The organism is Ktedonobacter sp. SOSP1-85 (genome assembly GCF_016587415.1).
GTDB lineage: Bacteria > Chloroflexota > Ktedonobacteria > Ktedonobacterales > Ktedonobacteraceae > Ktedonobacter.
Map to the genome: position 1 here is coordinate 749842 of NZ_BNJI01000002.1, position 23045 is coordinate 772886.

The 23045-nt window shown below is 53.6% G+C and carries 16 protein-coding genes; 4 read left to right on the top strand and 12 right to left on the bottom strand.

Annotated elements, in window-relative coordinates; translation table 11 throughout:
* Nucleotides 1–90: 90 nt before the first annotated feature.
* The 10 genes from KTE_RS31525 to KTE_RS31570 all read right to left on the bottom strand — a co-directional run bounded on the left by KTE_RS31525 (nt 91) and on the right by KTE_RS31570 (nt 12782).
* Nucleotides 91–522 (bottom strand): nitroreductase family deazaflavin-dependent oxidoreductase, encoded by a 432-nt coding sequence (locus KTE_RS31525; protein WP_201388570.1) that lies wholly within the window; start codon nt 520–522, stop codon nt 91–93.
* A 322-nt stretch (nt 523–844) separates the two neighbouring features.
* A complete protein-coding gene (locus KTE_RS31530) occupies nt 845–2179 on the bottom strand; it encodes an Nramp family divalent metal transporter (protein ID WP_201388573.1) in 1335 nt (444 codons plus the stop codon).
* A 615-nt stretch (nt 2180–2794) separates the two neighbouring features.
* Nucleotides 2795–3829 (bottom strand): extracellular solute-binding protein, encoded by a 1035-nt coding sequence (locus KTE_RS31535; RefSeq protein WP_201388582.1) that lies wholly within the window; start codon nt 3827–3829, stop codon nt 2795–2797.
* A gap of 5 nt (nt 3830–3834) precedes the next feature.
* On the bottom strand, nt 3835–3984 hold the full coding sequence (locus KTE_RS31540) for a hypothetical protein (RefSeq protein ID WP_201388584.1): 150 nt from the start codon (nt 3982–3984) through the stop codon (nt 3835–3837).
* Between the two features lie 86 nt (nt 3985–4070).
* Nucleotides 4071–6437, bottom strand: coding sequence for a beta-galactosidase (locus KTE_RS31545; RefSeq protein ID WP_201388586.1), 2367 nt, complete (start codon nt 6435–6437; stop codon nt 4071–4073).
* 254 nt (nt 6438–6691) lie between these two features.
* The gene (locus tag KTE_RS31550; RefSeq protein WP_201388588.1) at nt 6692–7696 is read right to left on the bottom strand and encodes a LacI family DNA-binding transcriptional regulator; all 1005 of its coding nucleotides are present in this window, start codon (nt 7694–7696) and stop codon (nt 6692–6694) included.
* Between the two features lie 210 nt (nt 7697–7906).
* Nucleotides 7907–8803, bottom strand: coding sequence for a carbohydrate ABC transporter permease (locus KTE_RS31555; protein WP_201388590.1), 897 nt, complete (start codon nt 8801–8803; stop codon nt 7907–7909).
* On the bottom strand, nt 8803–9753 hold the full coding sequence (locus tag KTE_RS31560; protein ID WP_201388591.1) for a carbohydrate ABC transporter permease: 951 nt from the start codon (nt 9751–9753) through the stop codon (nt 8803–8805). The genes KTE_RS31555 and KTE_RS31560 overlap by 1 nt, the downstream gene beginning before the upstream one ends.
* 68 nt (nt 9754–9821) lie before the next feature.
* The gene (locus tag KTE_RS31565) at nt 9822–11183 is read right to left on the bottom strand and encodes an extracellular solute-binding protein (RefSeq protein ID WP_201388593.1); all 1362 of its coding nucleotides are present in this window, start codon (nt 11181–11183) and stop codon (nt 9822–9824) included.
* Nucleotides 11184–11747: 564 nt separating this feature from the next.
* Nucleotides 11748–12782, bottom strand: coding sequence for a LacI family DNA-binding transcriptional regulator (locus KTE_RS31570; protein WP_201388595.1), 1035 nt, complete (start codon nt 12780–12782; stop codon nt 11748–11750).
* A 286-nt stretch (nt 12783–13068) separates the two neighbouring features.
* Here KTE_RS31570 and KTE_RS31575 point away from each other — a divergent pair, with 286 nt between their 5' ends.
* From KTE_RS31575 to KTE_RS31590, 4 genes are all read left to right on the top strand, one after another.
* Nucleotides 13069–14556, top strand: coding sequence for an alpha-N-arabinofuranosidase (locus tag KTE_RS31575; protein WP_201388597.1), 1488 nt, complete (start codon nt 13069–13071; stop codon nt 14554–14556).
* Between the two features lie 576 nt (nt 14557–15132).
* Nucleotides 15133–15420 carry a GlsB/YeaQ/YmgE family stress response membrane protein gene (locus tag KTE_RS31580; RefSeq protein WP_201373497.1) on the top strand — a complete coding sequence of 96 codons (288 nt, stop codon included), beginning with the start codon at nt 15133–15135 and terminating at the stop codon, nt 15418–15420.
* Between the two features lie 584 nt (nt 15421–16004).
* Nucleotides 16005–18665, top strand: coding sequence for a LuxR C-terminal-related transcriptional regulator (locus KTE_RS49255; protein WP_201388599.1), 2661 nt, complete (start codon nt 16005–16007; stop codon nt 18663–18665).
* A gap of 606 nt (nt 18666–19271) precedes the next feature.
* On the top strand, nt 19272–19481 hold the full coding sequence (locus KTE_RS31590; protein ID WP_201388601.1) for a hypothetical protein: 210 nt from the start codon (nt 19272–19274) through the stop codon (nt 19479–19481).
* A 90-nt stretch (nt 19482–19571) separates the two neighbouring features.
* Here KTE_RS31590 and KTE_RS31595 read toward each other — a convergent pair whose 3' ends face one another.
* Both KTE_RS31595 and KTE_RS31600 read right to left on the bottom strand, forming a co-directional pair.
* Nucleotides 19572–20471: a VOC family protein gene (locus tag KTE_RS31595; RefSeq protein WP_201388603.1), complete on the bottom strand. Its 900-nt coding sequence runs from the start codon at nt 20469–20471 to the stop codon at nt 19572–19574.
* Between the two features lie 339 nt (nt 20472–20810).
* Nucleotides 20811–22589, bottom strand: coding sequence for a protease pro-enzyme activation domain-containing protein (locus KTE_RS31600; protein ID WP_201388605.1), 1779 nt, complete (start codon nt 22587–22589; stop codon nt 20811–20813).
* Nucleotides 22590–23045 lie beyond the last annotated feature (456 nt).

The window sequence follows — 23045 nt, forward strand, 5'->3', positions numbered from 1 at the left end:
CTGGAAAGTCAAGAGGGAAATGCTGTTCTCAACACACCTCAGAAGAGATTGCTCAAGGATTTCACCTGGAACGTGCATGAACAGACTGCATTACGATGAGCTATTGCGGCGAACAAGCTCCACGACCGGGATCTTCCTGGTCGTCTTCTTCTCGTACTCGGCAGCGCCTGGATGGACTTGCGTCTCCTTGGCATAGAGCTGGTCGCGCTCCTCACCTTCAATAAGCACTGCCGTGGCCTCGAATCGCTCTGTGCCAAGCTCGACGGTCACCTGTGGATGGGCGACCAGGTTGTGGTACCAGTCAGGGTTCGTCGGCGAGCCACCTTTGGCGGCGAAGATAAACAAGCGCTCGCCATCAAGAAGGTATGTAAGTGGGTTGATACGCTTTTGCCCGCTTTTCGCGCCTGTGGTGGTCAGCAAAAGCAAGGTCACACCCTCAAACGGTCCTCCGACCTTGCCCCCATGCGTGCGAAATTCCTCGATAATCTGCCGATTCCAATCGTTAAAGTTCGGTTCTGCCATATCATTCTCCTCTCATGCATCGAACGATGACAATTGCGGTCGTGCATTGCCATCGTTCGATGAGATCTTTCAAGCTCTCTCCTCGAACCGCGAGGTGATGCTCAGAAACTGGCCGATGACGTTTCTCTCGGTTCCAAAGGAGTATATTGGTTCAAGTGAACTTGAAGTCAAGAGGAAAAAGGCTGAATATGATGACGGAATTCACCATCAAGGCGCGTCTTTGTTTCCGTAACCATTTGTTAAAGGGTCAAGCATAAATACTAAACCTGGGTAAGGTTGTGCTGGCCTGAGGCCAGCACAACCTTACCCAGGTTTATGACTTTTAAAACAGGGTGATGCCAAAGAGGCTCAGCACCCGGACAGTGAGATAGGCAATGCTCAGCAGGCTAACGGTAATCGTCAGGCCATAGGCCAGGATATTGAAGAACCAGCCATTGGTGTGCCTCCCCATCAGGCGCTTATCGTTAACCAGGCGCAAGATCGAGAAGAGGATGATCGGCAGCAGCATGCCGTTGAGCAGGTAGAGGTTGAGCAGGATCTGCACCACAGGCAAATTGGGAAGCATCGCGATTACGACGCTGATGAGAATCAAAGCCGTAAAGAGTCCCCAGAAGACAGGCGCCTCGCGCCAGCGCTTGCTGACCCCATTCTCCAGGCCCAGCGCCTCCGTAATAGAGTAGCAGGTGGAGAGCGGTATCACGCCTGCCGCGAGAAAAGAAGCGCCCAGCAGACCCAGGGCGAAGATATTGGTCGCGAAGTTGCCCAGAAAGGGTGCCAGCGCGGTGGCGGCCTGGGCGGCATCCATAAGAATGATGCCCTTACCCTTGCTATTGACAAAGAGGGTCGCGGCAGTGGCGATAATGATCACGGAGGCGACGACATTGGAGAAGATGGCAGAACTGTAAACATCGACGCGCTCATGGTTATACTCACGCATACTGACCTCGCGCTCCACTACCGCGCTCTGGACGTAGATTTGCATATAGGGGCTGATCGTGGTTCCCACCGCCGTTACCAGCATTAAGAGATAGCCGCTATTCAACTGCACCGTGGGAACCAGGGTCCCGTGGAGCACCTGTCCCAAATTGGGATGCGCCATAAACGCGGCTACGAAGTAGGCTAGAAAGACCAGGGTCAGGGCTAGAAAGACCTTCTCTACCCGGGCATATGACCCCTTGACGACCAGCAGCCACAGGAGCAGGCCCGCGCAGGGCGCGCTTATCCAGGCCGGGATATGAAAGAGATTGAGCGCAGCGGCGATGCCAATAAATTCAGAGACGATCACGCCACTGTTGGCGAGCAGAAAGGCCAGCATGATCAACGCCGTCAGGCGCAAGGGAAAGTTCTCGCGAATGAGGTCCGAGAGGCCCTTGCCGGTGACCGCGCCCATGCGCGTGCACATCTCCTGCACGACAGCCATGCCCAGGGTCAGGACCACCATGACCCAGAGCATAGAATAGCCGAACTGAGCACCCATGCTGCTATAAGTATAGATGCCGCCCGCGTCATTGCCCGCGCTCGCGGCGACCAGCCCCGGCCCCAGCATGCCCAGGTAGCGCAACCAGCGGAAAGGCCTGCGCACCCGCCCTCGCCTCAGTGTCTTTCTACCTGCTTCCTTCGGCTGGGAAACCACTACCAAATCTTTCTGGATATCCATTGTCTTCACCTCCTGGATGCGCTCACTTACTACCCTAAAGGGCACAAGGTACGCGCCCACACGTTTGGGTTCGCATAGGGCAACGCATACACACCTCTGGCGCGTATGCATAGGGGCAACGCGTAGGCGCGTACGTAAGTAGCGCACGCTTACTTGCGGAGGGGTAGAGGCACATTCCTTGAGGACTGTACCACCTCACGCTTCTCGCTTCTTACCGGATTATTGGCCACGGCAAGCGCGATAGTGAGGTGATAGCGGGGAAATATCGGGAGGGTGATAGATCGTGGCTACCAGGTCAGATAGGCGTCTGCCATGGAACAGATGATAACCTCCATAGCTTGCGGAGGTTTGCTAGGGTCACCGTCCATACGGACTTTTTTTCTCCTCTTCATACTGGCGCGCCCGAGGCACGCGCTATGTGTTTCCATTGGCAAAAGAATGCCTGCAAGCATCCTCTGGGCAAAAACGTTCCAAGCCCATCATAGCGATGCTTCCCACAAAAAGTCAAGAGCCTTTGGACGAATGGGCAATAGTAGCGAAGCTAATAAAAAGGCGATACAGGAAGAAATTCTCCTGTATCGCCTTTTTACTGACTTCGCTAAGAGGATGAGAGTGCTAGCCCTTCATGCCAGAGGTCATGATACCGCGCACAAAGTAGCGCTGAGCAAAGAAAAAGATCAGGATCTCGGGTATGATGTAGATCAAGGCGCCAGCGGCCTGTAAGGTTGGAATGCCATTGCCATGCGGGTCCAGGTAGGATGTACTGATGGCCACGGCCAGGGTGGTATTGTCCAGGCTCAGGAGGAGTGAGGGCGTGATATAGTCGCCCCACACACCTGTAAACGAGATCAGGAAGGCCGTCACCAGGACCGGGGCCGAGAGCGGGAGAAAGATCCGCCAGAAGATGCGCCCATAGCCACAACCATCGAGGATGGCGGCCTCCTCCAGTTCTGAGGGAATGGCGCTAAAGAACTGGCGAAACAGGAAGGTGAGGTAAGGGGTCGAGGCCAGACCCCAGAGTACCCAGGGCCAGTAGGTATCGACGATGCCCAGGCGCGCAAAGATCATGTATGTTGGAATAAGGGTCACAATGTTGGGAAGCATCATAGTGGAGAGCATTACCAGAAACAGGGGGCGCTTGCCCCGGCCCCTGAGGCGCGCGAAGCCAAAGCCAACCAGCGCGCTTGATAGCGTGACCAGTACCGCGACGGTCAGCTTTTTCGCGAGTTCGAGCAGATCGTCATAGCTGACAGGCTCGGTCTCGCTCAGGGGTGTGACGCCTGCCTGCTCGAAGAGGGCCTTGTTGTACCAGAGCGTGGCATCCTGGCTCCAGTCTTTCACAATACCATAATAGGGTCCCTGACCTGACTGCTTGCCATCCCAGCGAAAACCATTATTGATGGCTTGTAGATCGCTCTTTTTCAGCACGCTGCTCTTCTCAAGATAGGCGTCCAGGTTAAGGGCCAGGCCGCGCGCGTTGTTGTTGGCGCTGCCGACCGCCGCGCCACGCACAAAGTCAGGAGGCGTGCCAGAGGCCAGCATGGCACTCAAGCGCGTATCATCATACTCGATAAACTTAATCTTAATGGTTGAATTGAGTTTTTCGAACTCGCTGATATACGCCTTGGTAAACTCACTGCTCGCGTACATAACGGTCAGGGTGGTGACGCCACGCCGCCACCACTGCTGGCGTTGGCATTACATGCTTCAAGCAGGGCACTGGCTCCGGCCACTGTCCCAAGGGTCAACGCGGAGTTCTTAATAAAGCGACGGCGATTGATGGAGAAATTCTTCATAGGTTGCATCTTGCTCTTTCCCTTCCTTCGCTGAAGAAGGATAACGATGTCGTTAAAAAACAGGCAATGAAGAGACAATGAGAGAGCGATCTATGCTACCTGGTGGAAGCCAGGCGGGCATGATACTCTAGCCGCGATGTAATGGAACGTATCTCAATGGGCATAAACCCATCAGTGCTCGGGCGAAAGGCCATCCCGGTTGGGAAATAGCTCAAGGTTTGCGCATTCTGGCGGATCGGGTTGAGGCGCAGAACCAACTCTTGGACCTCATCCTGGCAAAGGAAGCGCTTGAGCCCGATTTCCCAGGGCGTGCCATTCGCGAAGTGATCGGCGACCAGGCGACCATCCAGGAACGCCTGCCCGGTATCTCCAAGATAATCGATGTGCAGGAAGACATCCTGCACCGGCTCCAATGCCAGTGCCGGGAGTGCCAGCTTGAGCGTTTGCGCGTTGACTTGCTCAACCTGTAATTCAAAATGCTGCTCAGGGACGTGCAACGTCGCCTGCGTAAAGACACTCCTTTCTGTCGTCGTAAAGCTGCCTTCAGGCGAGGCTGGCTCCTGCTGTAAAGGTGGATAGAAGGCGAGGTGAAGCGCCTCTTCTCCCTGCCAATTACAGTGCAGCTCGTCTTCCTGATTGAAAATAAAGGCGTCGGCGAGGACAAGGCGCTCTTCGCCCCACAGAGGCAGCTTCCAGGCCGTCATGGCCTGTTCCTGGGTCAGGACAAGCACCTGAACCTCGCGACCATCGTGGCTGGTAATTCGTGCCTGGAACTCCAGGCCACCGCTGGCGCTGACATAGCTCCAGGCCTCTTCCTCGCGTTTCGTCCCTGCGGCTACCTCAAGCTGTCGATAGGTGGTCTTTTCAAAGGCCAGTTCTGGGGCCATCCCGGTGGGTGCGAAGAAGATGTAGGTCGTCTGGCCCGCGTTCTCAAGCTTCATAAGTAGCTGCGCGGTCGCATATTTGAGCAGGACATTGCCAGCAAGGCGCAGATTAAAGGGCAGAATCGCGCTAACGCCCTGGCGCAGGGTAAACCCTTCCTGGCTGTGAGGAATTGTGAGCGTTTCATTCGGCAGATCGACCTGAATCTGTACCCCCTCGTGATCTTGTAGCTCCGCGTGATCCTGATAATTATTCAGGAAGAGGAAACCAGATGTGCTGTCGTGCCGCGCCGAATAGCGTAGCGTCTGTGTGTCCTCTGGTGTGATCTCCTGGCTTCCCTGGGGAAGCGCGACCCTCATGGGAGCGAGCAGGGCATCAAAGTCATGCAAGAAATAGTGGAGCGCCTTCAGACGATGGTAGGAGGCGTTGAGTTGTCCATATTCACGCACGGGTGCCTGGAAATCATAGGAGATGCGTGGCACGGTATATTCATTGAGATAGCTATGTTTCCCCACAGGATTGGAGCCACCGTGATACATGTAGTACCCAATCCAGTTTGATCCGCTGCCCAGGGCCACAACCGCCATCGCCTGCGAGCACTCTGGCGGCACAATCGGGCGATGATGATAGGTAATCTGGATACCACTCCCAAGCTCGCAACTGACGTAGGGATAACGGGTTGCTTCATACGTGACCTCGGCGTTTGCCAGCGGCTGCTGGTGGCGGTCGCGGAAGAGGAACTCATGCGTTGGCCCCTGGCGAAAATCGGGATCGGGAATCCAGGGAGTGAAGGCATAGCCGCCATGCATCGGCAGCAGACCCTGTTTCGGTATCGGCGAACCGACCCAGGCGGTTGCAGTATAAATAGGCGCACGCAATCCGGCCTCTATGGCGAGGCGTTGGAGCGTTTGCAGGTGTGCGCTACCATCTTCGCCCGCTGGAACCCACTCGCTACCCTGCCTGGGGGTAACCTCCCAGGGCGCGCCACAGTGCATGTATTCATTCTCAAGCTGAAAGCCGATGATTGGCCCACCATCCTCAAAGAGGAGTCCACGTACCTGTTCCCCAACCTGGTCGTAGTAGCGTTTGACATAGGCGAGGTACTGCTCATCATTAGAGCGCACCTGAATGGCCCTGCCATACAGCCAATCGGGCAAGCCACCATTGCGGCACTCGCCATGCGCAAAGGGGCCAACCCTGAGCACGAGTGAGAGTCCTACCTTCTGGCAGATTTCAACGAACAAGCGTACATCACGATCTCCAGACCAGTCAAAGATGCCCTCATCCTCCTCGACATGAATCCAGAAGATATAGGTCGCGACAATCGTTACCCCACCGGCCTGCATTTTGCGCAGCTCCTGCTCCCAGTACTGGCGCGGAAAACGCGAAAAATGGAACTCACCCATAATGGGAATATGAGGACGCCCATTGCGGGTCAGGTAGTAGTTGGTAAAGGCAAAGGCTTCACCCTGGGGACTGATACCTCCTAGCCCGAATGTTCCCTCGCTTACCCCGGGTATCTCGCAGGTCAGGTTGAGTACATGCTTGCCGCGTGGCGAAACGCGCTGATCAATGGTCACGTGCTAGCTCCTTGCTAGTGAAAGCCATGGACATCATGGCATTGAGTGTATAGAAATTACGTCCTGTTGTGCATACTTGCTGATATTTGCACATAGGGATATCTGATACTATGCCTTAGGGCATAGCGCTGATGCGAACAAGAAAGAACGTATAGATAGGTGTTAGTGAAGGGTAAGCCTTACTTTTCTCTTGACCTCCTTACGGCATTGAAAGTAGACTCGGCGGTGAGTCTTGATAGTAAGAAAAGCTTTGTTTAGGTGATTGGATAGGTGGCCGTTGAACGTCGTAGAACCAGGTGGGGTTCCACGAGTTGGGCGTCGGAAACTTGCGCCTCGCCATTGATCTGTGCGAAGAGCAAGTGTGTTGCTGCCTGCGCGAGTTGGAGTTTGGGTACGGCAACCGTTGTGAGTGGCGGCCGAATATGCGCGGATACAAATATATCATCCAGGCCGATAATAGAGACATCTTCGGGCACGCGCAATCCAGCATCCAGGGCTGCTTCTATCGCACCAATCGCCATAAGATCGGTGGCGGCGAAGATGGCCGTGGGTGGTTGCTCTTCTTTAAAGAGGCTCTTTGCTACGTTGTAACCGCTCTCCAGGGTAGAATTGCCCGGTAGGATCCTTTTACCAGGTAGAGAGAGGCCCCTGGCTTGCAAGATTGAGAGAAAGCCTGCCTGGCGCAAGGATTGTTGTGGGTCATCAACGATAACAGCCAGGTCGCGGTGCCCCAGTTCAAGCAAGTGTTGAGCCGCCAGTTGCCCAGCGCGGAAGAAATCAACACTGACCTGGGGAATACCCTGAGGGGCTTCGTTCTCCTGCCAATCGCAGAGAACGATGGGTATGTCTTGCTGAAAGTGACCTGTGATATCGGTGATATCCATACTGGAACCCATAATGATATAGCCATCAACCCAACCGCTACGTAGGCGCTCCATACGTAGGCGCCCATGTTCAAAGTTATAGTGGGTATTGCAGATGAGGGTCTGGTAACCATGCTCAAGCGCCGTTTGTTCGATAGCCTCAACGATTTCTGGATAGAAGGGATTGCTGATGGTAGGCAGAATGACGGCGATGGTCGAGGTCTTATGATTAGAGAGGCTGCGTGCGACCATATTTGGTCGATAGCCCATCTCCTCCGCGCACTGTAAAATGCGGCGGCGGGTCGCCTCACTAACGGTTCCCTTGCCCGAGAGCGCATTTGCCACCGTACTCTTGGCGAGTCCAGTAGCTCTGGCAATGTCGTAAATCGTTACCATAACCCTCTTCATCTTTGAACGGCGTTTATCGGTTTCAGCCCTTTGAAATCCTTGTGTGGACCGGTCCATATGTGTAGTATACATAAATGGACCGGTCCATGTCAACAGTAATTTTCCCATCTTTGCGCTGCGCATCTCGCCCACGAAATAAGCTTCTCAACGAAGAAGAGGCCGCCTGCGAACAAGCGGCCTCTAGTGGGTGAGGATATGTTAACCCTTCAAGCCAGTGGTACCGGCAATGCCCTGTACAATCTGTTTCTGGAAACAGAGGAAAACGATCAAGACCGGGATACCGCCCAGGAGAGCAGTAGCCATAATCTGCGCGTAGCGAATGCCAAACGAGGTCTGAACGGTCGCTAACCCCACCGGTAGGGTCATCATATTGTTGTTGGAGATAATGATGAACGGCCAGAGGAAGTTGTTCCACGAGATCACAAAGGTAAAGATGGCAACGGCAGCGAGGGCAGGCCTGGCGAGCGGCATCCAGATGCGCCAGTAGATGTTCAGGCGGCTGGCGCCATCGAGGAGAGCCGCCTCCTCGAACTCAGCAGGAATGCCATCGAAGTATTGTTTAAGGATGAAGACCGCCACGGGCGAAGCGATCTGGGGCAGGATAATTCCCCAATAGGTATCGACCAGTCCGAATGACTGCATTTCGGTAAATAGCGGCACAATCAAGATCTGACCCGGAACCATAATACCCGCCAGGATCACCCAGAACACGATGCGATTTCCACGGAAGGGGATGCGCGAAAAGGCAAAGGCCGCCAGGCTCGCCAGGAAGATCGTCAGCAGACTGATCAAGCCAGAGGTCAAGGTGCTATTGAAATACCAGCGCCACATCTGGCTGTTTGCCAGCGTACTGGTAAAGGCATCCAATGTGAAATGTGAAGAGAGCCAGGTGATTGGGATCGTTGTCGTTTCGGTCTCTGGTTTCAGGGAGGTATCAATGGCCCAGAGCAGAGGTAGAATCCAGAGAAGCGCTAAGAGAACGAGGAGTCCAAAAGATGCCCAGTAGGCAAGCTTATTGGCGCGGCGATAATCATAGGGCTGCCTCGTCGTGCTATTTTCCTTGCTAGCAGCTGATTGTACACTCTGTATGGCCATCAGGCATCCCTCCTTTGACGGTTGAGCAGAGCAAACTGTCCCAACGAGACCAGTAATACTAGAATAAAGAAGACATAGGACATCGCGGAGGCGAGGCCCATGCGAAACGAGGTGAAGCCGTTTTCATAAATGTATTGAATGATCGAGCGGGTGGCAAAGTTAGGGCCACCGCCCGTCAGCAGATAGGTCTGCGTAAAGAGCTGTAACGAGGCGATCACCTGCAAGATAATGATCAAGACGGTCGACCTATTGAGGAGCGGAATAGTGATCCAGCGAATACGTGACCAGGAGCCTGCTCCATCGATATTAGCGGCCTCCAAGAGCTCCTGGGGAATCTGTTGCATGCCCGCGAGATAGAGCACAAAGTTAAAGCCGACGGTCCACCAGGTGGTAAGAATGACGACAGCGATCATCGCCACGTGGGTATCTGTCAGCCATGGGACCTCTTTTAGTCCAAGGGAGGTCAGGGTTCCATTGATCAGGCCGAAGCCGGGTTGGTAGAGCCAACCCCAGATCAGTGTGACCACCGAGACCGGCAGAATGAAGGGCGCGAAGAAGATGGTACGGAACAACGATTGGGCCGGAATAGCGCGATTCACCAGTAACGCCAGGAACAAGGCGATAATCACCAGGACTGGTGTGCTGATGACGGTAAAAACAATGGTTGTCCACAGCGAGGACCAGAAGGCCGGATCGCCTATGAGTTCCTGGTAGTTTGCCAGGCCCAGAAAATTGGAGATCCCCTTGCCGCCGATGGTCCAGTTAAAGAAGCTCATCCGAAAGCCGAGAATGACCGGCCAGACTAAGAAAACGACATAGATGAGTAGAAATGGAAGCACAAAGCCAAAGCCCACCAGGTCGATACGGCGGCGCTGAGCCTTTTTGCTCTCAATCTGCTGCTGGCTCGGCGTTCCTACGCTCACGTCTCTTTGTATTGATACGTCCGACATCGTTTCTCCTCTCATTGACTACAGTGTCAGCGGGATTCCTTCCGCGTGAGATAGCTGTGCGTGTACGGTTAAAATGGCGGCGTAATTTTCAGTAGCTTATTGATTGCGCCCGTAAACTGGTCCAGAGCTTGTTGTGGTGTGAATTGTCCAGCCAGAAGAGACTGGAAGGCAGACCCGGCCTGAGTCTCCAATTCAGAGGCTGAGCCGCTGAACCAGGCAATGGGATCAACGACCGCGTGAGCGGCTGCGTCGGCATAGTTCGACTGTGGTTGGAGCTGTTTATACTCTGTGCTATCGGTGATGGGCAGATAGGCGGGAATATGGCCTCCCTGAGCCCAGGTCAGGCTGTCTTTCAGCATAAAGGCGATAAACTCTAGCGCGGCCTTGCGCTGCGCCGGATCAACCTGTATCTGGTGTGGAAGGATGAACGCGTGTGAGTCAGCCTGGGCGCGATTCAGATCAAAGACTTTAGGGAGAGGTACCATGTTAAACTTCAGATCTTTCTGGGGTAAGAACGTGGAGACCTCCCACTCGCCATTCCAGTGAAAAGCGGCCTTCCCGCTACTAAAGGCCGCAACCGCGCCAGCATAATCTAGCGTGGAGGATGCCACCTTCTCTTTTTGCGTGAGATCGGACATGAATTGGAGCGCCTGGATGGCCTTAGCATTGTCTATCGTTAATTGACGTCCATCCGCTGATAGTACCTCGCCTCCGAGCTGTGAATAGAGCGAATAGAAGACACGCCAGGGGGTAACATCCTGCGTATCAACCGCCAGGCCTAAATAATTGGTGATTTGCCTGGTACGCTTAAAGGCATCCATGACGGCCTCCGCCCCTTCCAGCGGCTTGAGCGTACCATCAGCGTTCAGCAAGCCAGCTTTTGCGCAAATATCCACGTTGTAATACATCACAAAGGGATGGGTATCCAGTGGAATCGCGTACAGCTTGCCGTTATACTGCGCCCGCTTCCAGATATCGGGGAGGAAACGATCTTCGGTAATGCCTACCTTCGCTAACTCGTCCAGATCAAAAGGATCGAGCAGATTGTTTGCGGCATAGAGTGGTACCCGCGTCATATGCGAGACGCCCACATCGGGAGGACGCCCCCCCGCCGCGGCCATCGCCAGTTTGGTATAGTATGGCGCACCCCATGAAAGCGTGACCGCCTCCAACTGGACATCTGGACGGGACTTGCGGAAGTTATCTTCCATCTGCTCCATACGCACACCATCACCACCGCCGAACAGGTTCCAAAAGGTGAGACTGGCGCCTGCGCTGCCTGGAGTCGCGCAGGCATTAAGCGCCGCAAGTGCGGCACTCCCTCCGATACCTAGCGCGACCGCGCGCTCCAAAAAGTGGCGACGAGTCATGCCTTGCGCGGGTGTAGGCATTGTCGCACTCGGCAACCGCCCATCCTGCTCTGAGAACATAACTATTTCCCTCCTGAGGTCTTGCACAACGACGTACATGTGATCCTACATCAGACGATGATAAAACGATACTGATGGAATATAAAAAAGCCTGGCTTCCATACGCCGTGCAAAATGCTTACACGGCGCTAGAGCACCAGGAGGATAGGCGTTAACGTTAGCCGAGCAATATATGTAACCCATGCAAGAGAGCTAGAATGTGCGTGCGCGCCAGGCTGGTAGTGGGAAAAGGCAGATACATATCCATAGAAAGGATGGCGAGGAAAAGATAATTTCACAGCAGTGTGGCCTTTCTAGTTTTATCGTCTGCAATATCTGGTTATATATCAAGCCAGTGAATGAAACTAGGAAGAGATGCATCAGGATCAACACCTTTGTTAATTTATTTGCAACGTTGCAAACATAACATATAAAATTTATGCTTGTCAATAGTTTGCGCGCACATTTACAGTGATGAGGGAAAATGATGGATGGCAAGCTAAAAGTGAGGGGCCGACGCTACTAAAGTACGCGTCTACATATCAAGGTATGGGGCATCTCGTCCTTGATATGTAGACGCGTACTTTAGTAGCGTCCGTCAGAGCTCTCGCGGATGACCAGGTGGCAAGGCACTTCAACGCGCTCAGGCGGCCCATTGCGTGTGCCATGGATACGACCAAGTAGGAAGGCAACCGCCAGGTCACCAATCCTTTCTTTGTCAGGCGCGATAGTCGTAAGCGCAGGGACGGCATAGCGACTATCTTCGATATCATCAAAGCCAACAACGGCGATATCTTCAGGCACGCGATAGCCTGCCTCATACACCACGCGCAAAACGCCTAGTGCCAGGTGATCGTTAAAGCAGAAAATTGCGTCGGGGGGCTCATCCAGCGACAGCAAATAACGCATGGCGCGCGCGCCAGTGCTGCGGCTATATACAGGCAGACCACGAATAATCAGGTGAGGATCTATGGGCAAGCCTGCCTGTGTGAGTGCTTCAGTATAGCCACGCAGGCGTAGGCGAGAGGTTTCGGTCTCATGTGCGTTTGTCTCCTGCATCCCAAGAGCCGCAATGCGTCGCCTACCTGTGGCAATGAGATGCTGGGTTGCCGTACGAGCAGCAGAGACATTATCGTAGGTGACGTGATCATAAGGCACATCATAGATACGATCACCCAGCAGCACCACGGGGACCGAGCCTACGCGCGGCTGGAGATCTTCTGGCTCCAGGGCCAGGGGGCTCAGAATAACCCCATCAATCAAATGAGGAGTTAAGCCCTTGAGCACGGCTCGCTCGTTGTCGCGTTTCCCCTGTGTATGATCGATAAGCACGGTATAAGAGCGTGTCGCGGCTGCGCTAATAATCGCATTGGCGATCTCGGAGAAATAGACATTACTGATGTCAGGAATAGCAAAGGCCAGTAGTTGCGAATGGCCTTTACGTAAGTAGCGGGCGGAGAGGTTTGGCTGATATTGCAGTTCTTCGATGGCTGCCTTGACGCGCTCACGCACTTCAGCAGTGACGTAGGGGTAATCATTGACGACATTTGAGACAGTGCGGATTGAAACCCCAGCTTTGAGGGCAACATCCTTTAATGTGGCAACCAAGGAGCATCCCATTCTTTAATTTCAGCGAATTTCAGCGAACTTCTTCTCCGAAAACCCTGAGCGCGCTTGTCCCCGAATGGGGGGAGCGCTAGTCACGAGAGTGACGTTGGGTTTCGGAATAAGATTGAAGAACCCTGCCGCAAATAGTAGCACCTTAACTGTGCAATTGTCAACAGAAATACATCTTACGATGGCACAGCTATTGACAAAAGGCAAATGGATAGGGTACGTTATTTGCAACGTTGCAAAGACGATTGCAAAGCAGTAGTGACTGTATAGCGCTAGAAGGAGCTAGTTCTTGGCAAAGATACATGTTGATATGGCTCGCAGCCTTGGTACTGTCGATCGTAAGATCTTTGGAGGTTTCGTTGAGCATTTAGGGCGCTGTATATATGGGGGCATCTATGAGGAAGGCTCTCCATTGAGTGATGAGCAGGGGTTCCGCAAAGATGTCATGGCGGCGGTACGTGGTCTCCAGACTCCCGTCTTACGCTGGCCCGGTGGCAACTTTGTGAGCGGATATCATTGGGCTGATGGTATTGGGCCCGTTGAGAAGCGGCCGCGCCAATTGGAGCTAGCCTGGCATTCGGTGGAGTCTAATCGCTTCGGTACCGATGAATTTATGGAGTACTGTCGGGTACTGGGGGTTGAACCCTATCTGTGCGTCAATATGGGCTCGGGGACGATGGACGAGGCGCGGGCCTGGGTCGAGTACTGTAACGGTACCGGTGATACCTATTGGGCGAACCTGCGGCGGCAAAATGGACATGAGGAGCCGTACAACGTTAAATACTGGGGACTGGGAAACGAGGTGTATGGCGCCTGGCAGATAGGTCATCTCAGCCCAGAGGATTATGTCAAAAAGGCCATTGAGTTTGCCAAGGTCATGAAATGGACCGACCCGAGTATTCAACTGGTGGGTTGTGGCGAACAGGGATGGAACGCGTGGGATCGCGTTGTGATCGAGGGATTGGCTCCCTGGATAGATTACTATAGCATTCATCTGTATACCGGCAGCGCCAACCACTATAGCAATGTATTTGCGCCTGCGCTCGCCGATTTGGCAATTAAGAGCAGCCAGGCTCTCATCGAAGCCGCACGCTTCACGCAGAAGATTGAGCATCCTATTTATATCGCATACGATGAATGGAATGTCTGGTATCGCCAGAGGACAGCCGAGAGTCGGCTGGAGGAGCAATACACGCTCTCCGATGCCCTGGCTATTGGCGTCTATCTCAATACCTTCATTCGACATAGCAATGTGGTCAAGATGGCGAACCTGGCTCAGCTTGTGAATGTGATTGCGCCTATTTTTACCAGCCCCGAAGGCCTCTTCTTGCAAACAATTTATCATCCTCTACGCCTGTATGCTGAACAGACGCAGGAGATTGCACTGGATGTGTATGTCGATAGCGAGCAGATGGCCTTGGCCGCTGAGCAGCAGCAATCGCCCTGGGGGCAGCAATTTGCCGATATAGGGCCTTTTCAACTACTGGATGTGACCGCGACACGTGATGAAGCTGGCAAAGTGCTCACCCTGGCTGTGGTCAATCGCGATAGCGAGCGGGCACATGAGACAACAATCAAACTGGCCGAAGAGACCACCATCACTGAGTTCACAGCATATGAAGTGAACGGGCCTGAGGTCGATAGCCTGAACTCGTTCACGGAACAGGCGGTGGTTGCCGCGCAGGAGCGTGTACTGGAGGCTCCTGGGTCCGTGCGAACGCTGAGCTATACATTTCCGGCGCATTCGTTGACCGTGTTGCGCTTGCAACTTGCGTAGGTAGAGAGCAACTTATGGTTGGCCTACTTTAGAAGAGTACCTGAAGAGAAGAAAGAAGGTTCGCAAGCGGGGTTGCCCCCGCTTGCGAACCTTCTTTGTTGAAGCATCTAGGCTTGAGTACGGCTGGCAGCTTTCTTCTCGCGCTGGGCTTCTTTTTTTTGCTTATTTGATTTGGGTGCAGCTTTCTGCACTTTCTTCTGTTCTTTGTTTGCCATGAAAAGGACTTCCCTTCTTTTTCTAGCGAAAACCATACGCAGTTGCAATGGACATGCTGTTGTTCAATTCTTTCGGAGTCTTATCTTCCTCTATCTAGTCTATCATAGGCTGTATAGAGGAAGTGTTGAGTTTGAGAACCAAAAAGAGAAGCGTTTCCAACCTCAGCATTCTCAGTCAAGGTTTTTTACTCTCAATGGATCATAATTAAGCGCACTCTTTTAAGTATATCAATCAAGGTGTTCATCTCTCCCTTTTGTCCTCATCTGATTTTATTTCTGGATCGTGTACTAATTGATAGATGAACATTTACATACATCTATCAGATATTGTTAAGATTTTCCATATCGAGAGGTGAAAAGTATGCACTTGATTCTTGCTGCAGCACTCAACCCTGGCGGTATTATTGCGTGGATCGTTATTGGTCTGGTGGCTGGCTGGTTGGCTGGCGTGGTTATGCCAGGCAAAGGCTATGGCCTTATCGGTGACCTCGTCCTGGGTCTAGTAGGCGCTTTGCTCGGTGGCTTCATTGTTGGCCTGCTGGCACCCGATGCAACCTTTGGTTTCTGGGGAAGTCTGCTCGTTGCTCTGATTGGTGCCTGTATCCTTGTCGCGATCTTGCACGCCGTGACAGGACGAAGAGCGCTCTAAACAATAAGTTGCTTATAAAAAGCAGAGAAGGACCGAAACGAGCTTCGCCCGTTTCGGTCCTTCTCTGCTTTTTATAAGCAACCAAATTTTACCAATATGTGTATTTATTGGGCATTGTGTACAAATATGTGTCGTAAATTTCTTATCTTTCGCCTGTGTCTTCTTGTTGGAAGAGCTCTTATACTGTAGAGACAAGATGGGTTGCTTGCTTTCCTGGCTAACTTTTATAGAGACATCAGAGACATTTTTCTCGACTCACCTGGCAAACACTTATCTTTTCTGTGAGAAGCGGAGAGCGTTTAAATCGCCAATGATGTCGATGGATCTCTTCCTCCTCCGCTTGAGGGATGGTCTGTATACGTGCAAACCCGTATACCGGCCATCTCTTTTTTTAGAAAATACGAAGTGTGGTGTGAGATGCCAGGTTGCCTGCGGTAACCTGGCATCTCACACCACACTTCGTATTTATATCGACAAGAGAAGACTCCATATTTTCGAGAATTAAATGGCCCTCGCTTGAGCTTAGTAAGAAAGCAGGGTAGAATAGGGGGAAGACAATCTGTGACCAGAGCAGGAGAACAAGCATGTACACATTCGCAATTCCCCCCACCCTTTTTCTCGGACGCGAGCAGGAAATCGCCGAGATTAGCGCGCTGTTGGACAATCCATCCTGCCGTTTATTGACACTCGTCGGCCCGGGTGGGATTGGTAAGACGCGCCTGGCAATGGAAGTTGCCACCCATAAACGCGCTTTGTTCTCCGATGGCGTCTATTTTGTGCCGCTCGCTGCGCTGAACCAGGCCGATGAACTGCTCACGGCAATCGCCGAAGCTATGCCGTTTCGTTTTCAGCAGGACCAGCGCAGCCCGCGCGAGCAGTTTTTTGCCTATTTGCGCGAGAAGCAGGCGCAGCGTCTCCTCCTGGTGCTGGATGATGTTGAGCGGCTCCTGGACGGCATGGACCTCATTTCCGACATCCTGGCAGCTACGACCAACCTAAAAATTCTCGTTACCTCTCGCGAGACACTTAACTTGCAGGAAGAATGGGTCCGGCAGATTGGGGGCCTGACCTATCCTGGGCGAGCAGAGGGCGATCCGCTTAGGGAGTATAGCGCGATACAGTTGTTTCTAGACCGGGCGCGACGCATACGCGGTGACTTCGACCTGGCTGAAGACCGCAAGAGCGTGGTGGACATCTGCCGCCTCGTCGAAGGGATGCCGCTGGCTATCGAGCTAGCGGCTGGCTGGTTGAAGACACTCCAACCTGCCGATATCGCCCAGGAAATCCAACACAATCTAAATTTGCTCGCGACCCGTTCGCGCAATCTGCCAGAACGGCACCGTAGTATCCGCATTGTGTTCAGTCATTCCTGGCAGCTTATGACGGAACACGAGCGTGATGTCTTCCAGAGGATATCCATCTTTCGCGGCGGCTTCACACGCGAGGCTGCACAGATTGTGACCGGAGCCTCCCTCGATACGCTGGCCAGTCTGATTGATCAATCGATGATTCGTTTGAATGCAGCGGGGCGCTATGATGTCCATGAATTGCTGCGGCAGTACGGCGCGGAACAACTGGAGGCCGCGGGCCAGACAGAGGCTATACAGCAAGCGCACATCGATTATTATCTCGGACAACTTCACAGGCTTGAGCGCGACATTAAAGCCCAACAGCAAATCACCGCGCTCGACACCATCGCCACAGACTTTGAGAATATGCGTCACGCCTGGCACCTGGCCATACAGCAAAAGCAGCTTGTAGTCCTTTCCCGGGCCGCCGAAAGCCTGCATTTGTTCGCCGATATGCGCGGGCGATATCACGAAATTATGGCACTGCTACGGACAGCAGTCGAGCAGTTCCCATCTTCCCCCTCACAAGAGCAGCTAGCCATGCGCTGCCGCGTCCAGGCGCGACTGGCACGCCTGATCTTACTGAGTCACCTGCGCATATATGAAGGTTTACGCGCCCAGATCGACAACTGCCTGGCAACGGCACGTGCGCGACAGAACCAGGCGGAAATTGGCTTCTGCTTACTGGTCTCGGGTATTCATATCGTTTCTGAAGTACAGAATGAAGAAACCTATGCCTATCCCAGAGCTGCGGCGCTCTTTCGGGAATCTGCCACTGTATTTGAGGCACTTGGCGATACTTTTTACCGGGCAGAGGCGCTGGCCTGGTTAGCATGTAATACGCTAGAGATCTATAATAAAGAGCAACTTTCGAGCCAGGAACTCCTCAAGCAAAGCCTCAAGCTGAGGCGGGAGATCGGGGATTCCAATGGCATAGCCTGGATTTCCCTCAACCTGACCGAGGTCGCGCTTGCAAAACTAGATTACATCGCCTATGAGCATTATGCGCGTGAGGCCCTTGCGTTGATGCGTGAGATCGGCAGCGTCAAAGGCATCCTGCAAGCGATGTTCAAGCTAGCCCTGGCAAGCCTCTTGAAGGGCGACCTGGAGGAAGCCTTAGCACTCGCAGAGGATATGCGTGACCTGGCCGAGAAAACCAACAGCCAGGATGGTTCAATCTCGGCAGCGGACATCCTGGCCTTTCTGTACTGTGTAATGAATGAAACATATACAGAAACCTCGGTGCTAGTTCCTGCAAGTCAGACGACATCGCAGGAGCTATTCTTCAACAGTCACGGCGATCTGGATATATGCTGGGGGCAAACGATAGTGGACTGCGAGCGGGGCCAATATGCATCCGCCAGGCAGCGCTATGCCTCTTTATTCTGGGGACGCCATGACGATCCCGGTCCCGCAAGCATCTGCCTGGCGCTCGAAACCGTCGCACTCGCCAATGAGGGCATACCAGAAAAAGCGGTTGAACTGCTGGGACTGGCTTTTCATCAGCCCGCCTGGGCGAACGGCTGGCTCCATCGCTGGCCTCTACTCAAACGCCTGCGTGCCGACCTGAGACAGCGACTGGGCGAGGAGGCATATCAAGCAGCCTGTGAACACGGCCGCTCCTACGACCTGGAAACGACGATCCAGTCGATCCTGGGCGAAGAAGATGACGCACCCCGCGAGACCGCTAAACAGGCGCTCCTCGAACCGCTGAGCGGGCGTGAAGTAGAGGTCCTGGGTTTGATTGCCGAGGGCTTTTCCAACAACGAGATTGCCCGCCGCCTGGTGCTTTCGGTAGGCACCGTCAAAGTCCATACCCGCAACATCTACGGCAAGCTGGGCGTAGGCAGCCGCACCCAGGCCCTCGCCCAGGCCACCAGGCTCAATCTCCTCTAGGGTATTTAGCAGCGCGGCCCCAGCAGCGTCGTCCCCAGGTACCATAGGTGCCTGATAATGATTCCGCCGGCAAATTTGAAACGCGCAGATCTCGGTAGGGACCCGGTTTACCGCGTCCGAAAGCGATTCATCGCCTGTGGGCGCAGCCCGAAAGATGCTGAAAAAGACCTTTCACATCACCATGCGCTTGCCACAGCGCAAAAACACGGCTGCGCCCACAGGCCATAAATGGCGTTTGGACGCGATAAATCGGGTCCCTACCAATAATTCGGGCGTTTCGCACAAGCCTGTTCGGACAACTTGACAAAATTTGCCGGCGGAATCATAAATCGGGTGCCTATGATACGTGAAAATAGTTCGCCTGGTATTCCAAGATTATGTTTTTAAGAGAATATTAGCAGCGTAGTCCCCACAGCCCCATCCCCAGAACTTCCGCTAGAAATACCACCGCCGACACGGTCAATTACCACTTTTGGTAGATCTCACTACCACCACTTATCGCCTATACTTCAAACATCACCAATCAACAAAGTAGTGCTCACAAATAAAACGGACATCTGATAAGCCAGTTCATATCATTCAGCAAAACAGAAAAGAGTTTTACACATGCAGTTTCAGCCTTATAGCAGCCTCAAAATCGTTCATGATCAGCGGATTCAAGAAGCTCTGGAGCGCCATCGCCCTGACGCGGGGCATACAGCACCAAAGCTAGAATGGCGCCAGGTGTTTGGAAAATTGTTCGCGCGTTTCCATCACCAGCCCGATTGCCAGCCAACAGGCTCCTTAGCCCTGGCGAGAAAACCCCAGTCCTGCTAAGGAAGCGACTTCTCGCCACTGCGTGGCTCGCATATAGAGGGTATGGTGATGAACTGGCTGTGCTAGTTCATCACCATACCCTCTACCTTATTATTGTAGACCAGTCTGCACAGCTGCCAGGGTGGTGATGGGCACGCTGGTGACGAGCAGACCATTGCCGAAGGGGTCACGCAGGGCGAGCGTGTGGGCGTCGCTGCGCTCTACGAGGTAGCTGGTGGTCTGGAGGCGCTCGTAGATACGCTCAAGCTCTGTGTCATTGGGAAGTTGCAGCGTGTAGAAGCGCAGGCCGACAGCGTTGGAGGGAGGGGGTGGCGCGCCCTGGCTCTCCCAGGTGTTGAGGCCGATATGGTGGTGATAGCCGCCAGCGGAGACGAAGAGCGCTCCACGCCAGCTCTGCATGATATCAAAGCCTAGCAGGTCGTGATAAAACTCCTCGGCCTTCTGGATATCTGCGATACGCAGGTGCATATGGCCCAGGCGCGTGCCAGCGGGCAGGCCATTCCAGGGGCGGTTCTGACTCTGAGCCTCGGCCAGGAGCGCATCGACATCGATAGGAGCGTTGGCCATCTGGACCTCGTTCTCCTTCATCGGCCATTCTGAGCGTGGGCGGTCACGGTAGATCTCAATGCCGTTGCCATCGGGATCAGAAAGATAGAAGGCCTCGCTGACAAGGTGATCGGCCATGCCGTCAACGGGGGTACGAGACTGGGCCAGGTGCAGCACGACATAGGCCAGGTCTTCGCGTGAGGGCACCAGGATCGCGAAGTGATAGAGGCCGGTGGTATGGGGTGGTTGTGGCTGAGCCTGCTCTTGCTCTACAAGTGCCAGCAGAGCAGTATCGCCCGCGCCCAATAGCGCCGACTGCGCGCTCTGTTCAAGAACCTGGAAGCCCAGGCTCTGCTGGTAGTACTCCAGGGAGCGGTCTAGTGACGAGACCGCGATGGTCACCAGGCCGGTATGGGTCTCCGGTGACAGCGTGAATTTCTCCATCTTTTCTGTCTTTCTTGTCGTTGACTTCTCGCCACTATGTGGCTCTACATGGGGTATGATGTATGTGGCGGGCAGGCTGCGCCTGCCCGCCACATACATCATACCCCATGTAAGCTATTGAGAGATAGGTGAGCGGTTCGTTCACGATGTAATATTGTAGGGTCCAAGCTAGCATGGACTCCGAGCGCAGCGACCATCCCGACGTCGGGGTGTCGGCCTGCGAGCCTCGGAGTCCATGCCAGCATGGACCCTACAAGTCATTTGGGCAGAAGGGTTGGCTCTCCTGCCTTGCCGGAGAAAGGTATTACAGCCTCAGTAGCCGCGTACGCCAGTAGCGGGTTACAACAGGCCCTCTACGGTTGCGTAGAAATCTGTCAGGTTGGGTGCGCCCAGGCCGGTGGCATAGTCCCAGCCTTTGGTCGCGGGATAATACAGGTTATCCCCCTTTGTGATGTCGTAGAAGGGATGCCCCTTGCTCTGATTCGCGTGCGCTACTTCATAGAAGAGATCGGTACTAAAGACATACATCTTGTGTTTGACGATCAGCTTCTGGTTCAGCAGTGCCATGCCCGCGGCCCAGATCGGCGTGGCCGCGCTGGTTCCCGCGAAATTGTACCACTCGCCCTTGTAGAATACGGCCAGGTTCTTGGCGGCGGCAGCAATATCAGGCACCTGGCGATGACCATTGGAGTAGCTGTTCTTCAGACCTGTGGCATCGGCATACTGCGGCTGATCGAATGCACTGCTCAGGCCGCCACCACTGCCCCACTGGTTTTCACACTTGCTTTTATCTGAGCCATCCTGCCAGACGACCTCGCTGCTGCGATTGCCCTGCCCATCCACGCTTAATTGTGTTCCACCTACCGCTGTCGCATAGGGATCGGAGGCGGGATAACTCACACCTAGCTGATTCCACTCACGATTAGAGAAGGCGCCACAGTCCATGCTAGCGATAAAGACAGTCATATGCTCGGCATCGGTCAACAGTTGCAGGTTGGTGCTCATGGCGTTATAGACTTCTGGAGTCATGTCTGCCTCCGCCCCACCCCAACTGATGCTCACCACGCTCGACTTCTTTGAATTTGCATTGTCGTTCGCGATTTTGGCCAGGATGTCATTGAAGACGTTCCAGGAGCCAACTCCCTGCTCGTCAACGCCCTGGTAAACATTGATGTTTGCGTAGGGGGCCAGACCCGCCACCATGTCGATATCGAGGGTCGACTCGCCTATGCCCTTACCGGCTGGTGGCTCCTGACCGACATTGACAACATTAAAGTTGCCTTTATAGCCGACGCAATCGAAATAGCCCTGCGCGTCACTCTGGTCAAAGCTCTCTAGTTCCACCAGGTTGACAGTCATGCCTTTGCCCGAGAAGCCCTCTTTCCAGAAGCTATCATAGCCATAGGCGTGCGCGACCTGCTGGTTATCCAGGGTCTGGTTATCAAGGAAACAATTGTCGGCATGTGCCGTCTGCTTGCTAGCGCTAGTTAAGGGGCTGGCCTTCTGGAGGCCCGCGTGCCCGGTTGGCGCCTGGCTGTAGTTATCCAGGCCATTGATTCCAACGATGCGATCCTTCATAAAGTCAGGAATCTTGGGGGCCGTCTCCGGCGCGTAGAAGACGCGGCCATTTTTGAGCTTATGCTGCACAAAGCGGGTCTGCAAGAGACGCTCGAGGAGGCTGGCCTTGGCATCGACGGTGAGGTTAGTATGCAGTGTATCCAGGCTCAGGCTCACGCCATCGACGCCAAGATACTGCTTAATCTTTGCATACTGCTCATCAGTAATACCAATTTTATTCGCTTCCTGCTTAAGATCAACACCCGAGTCAGCCTTGTCCTTGAGTGCTTTCAACTTCTTCAATTCATCTTGATTGGCCTTGAAAGTGATTATAACGTGCAGCTTTGTATCGGGTGGCAACGGGCCAATGGTTGGAGAGTTAAGCCCGTCGGGCGGAATATGCAAATCATAGTCTACATATTGCACATTGGTTGGGGTAGGGGTAGGGTTCGCTGTCGTCTTGTCGCCGGAACTACATGCCATGAGCAAGACGGCCAGCAGACTCAAGACCGAAATCGTGGTAGAGAAACGTTTCCTCGCGCCACTATAACATCCTTGCATAGGTTCATTTGCTCCTTAATTTCATAGTATATATAAAGTGTCACAGATGCTTATGAATCCGCGGCAAGAGGACAGAAGTCCCCTGGACCCGAGGATAAGAGTGCACTGGAGTGCAAAGTATGGGGGGACGTCCACACTTTACACACCATTACATTCTCTACCCGCAGTCATATGTAGCCCTTAAGTGTCTATTGGTTTGTTCACAAAGAAAGTGGGTGTAGGGTCCATGCTTGTTGCATGGCCTCTGCTCACCCGGGAGAGTCCATGCAAGCATGGATCCTACAAACTTGGTAAATTCGCTACTAAGCAGATAAGAGTACATAGACGAAAAGTAGTATAGTTGAGAATATAACAGAAAACATCACCCTTGTTGGTGATTCATTTCACAATTGCGAAAATTTCAGCAGAACGCGGAACCCAACCGTACCCATCATATGTAAACGCGTGCGCTTGCCC

Coding starts and splice junctions, on each gene's coding strand:
- KTE_RS31525 (WP_201388570.1), bottom strand. CDS start 522: ATGGCAGAACCGAACTTTAACGATTGGAATCGGCAGATTATCGAGGAA.
- KTE_RS31530 (WP_201388573.1), bottom strand. CDS start 2,179: ATGGATATCCAGAAAGATTTGGTAGTGGTTTCCCAGCCGAAGGAAGCA.
- KTE_RS31535 (WP_201388582.1), bottom strand. CDS start 3,829: ATGTACGCGAGCAGTGAGTTTACCAAGGCGTATATCAGCGAGTTCGAA.
- KTE_RS31540 (WP_201388584.1), bottom strand. CDS start 3,984: ATGCAACCTATGAAGAATTTCTCCATCAATCGCCGTCGCTTTATTAAG.
- KTE_RS31550 (WP_201388588.1), bottom strand. CDS start 7,696: ATGGTAACGATTTACGACATTGCCAGAGCTACTGGACTCGCCAAGAGT.
- KTE_RS31555 (WP_201388590.1), bottom strand. CDS start 8,803: ATGGCCATACAGAGTGTACAATCAGCTGCTAGCAAGGAAAATAGCACG.
- KTE_RS31560 (WP_201388591.1), bottom strand. CDS start 9,753: ATGTCGGACGTATCAATACAAAGAGACGTGAGCGTAGGAACGCCGAGC.
- KTE_RS31565 (WP_201388593.1), bottom strand. CDS start 11,183: ATGTTCTCAGAGCAGGATGGGCGGTTGCCGAGTGCGACAATGCCTACA.
- KTE_RS31570 (WP_201388595.1), bottom strand. CDS start 12,782: ATGGGATGCTCCTTGGTTGCCACATTAAAGGATGTTGCCCTCAAAGCT.
- KTE_RS31580 (WP_201373497.1), top strand. CDS start 15,133: ATGCACTTGATTCTTGCTGCAGCACTCAACCCTGGCGGTATTATTGCG.
- KTE_RS49255 (WP_201388599.1), top strand. CDS start 16,005: ATGTACACATTCGCAATTCCCCCCACCCTTTTTCTCGGACGCGAGCAG.
- KTE_RS31590 (WP_201388601.1), top strand. CDS start 19,272: ATGCAGTTTCAGCCTTATAGCAGCCTCAAAATCGTTCATGATCAGCGG.
- KTE_RS31595 (WP_201388603.1), bottom strand. CDS start 20,471: ATGGAGAAATTCACGCTGTCACCGGAGACCCATACCGGCCTGGTGACC.
- KTE_RS31600 (WP_201388605.1), bottom strand. CDS start 22,589: ATGCAAGGATGTTATAGTGGCGCGAGGAAACGTTTCTCTACCACGATT.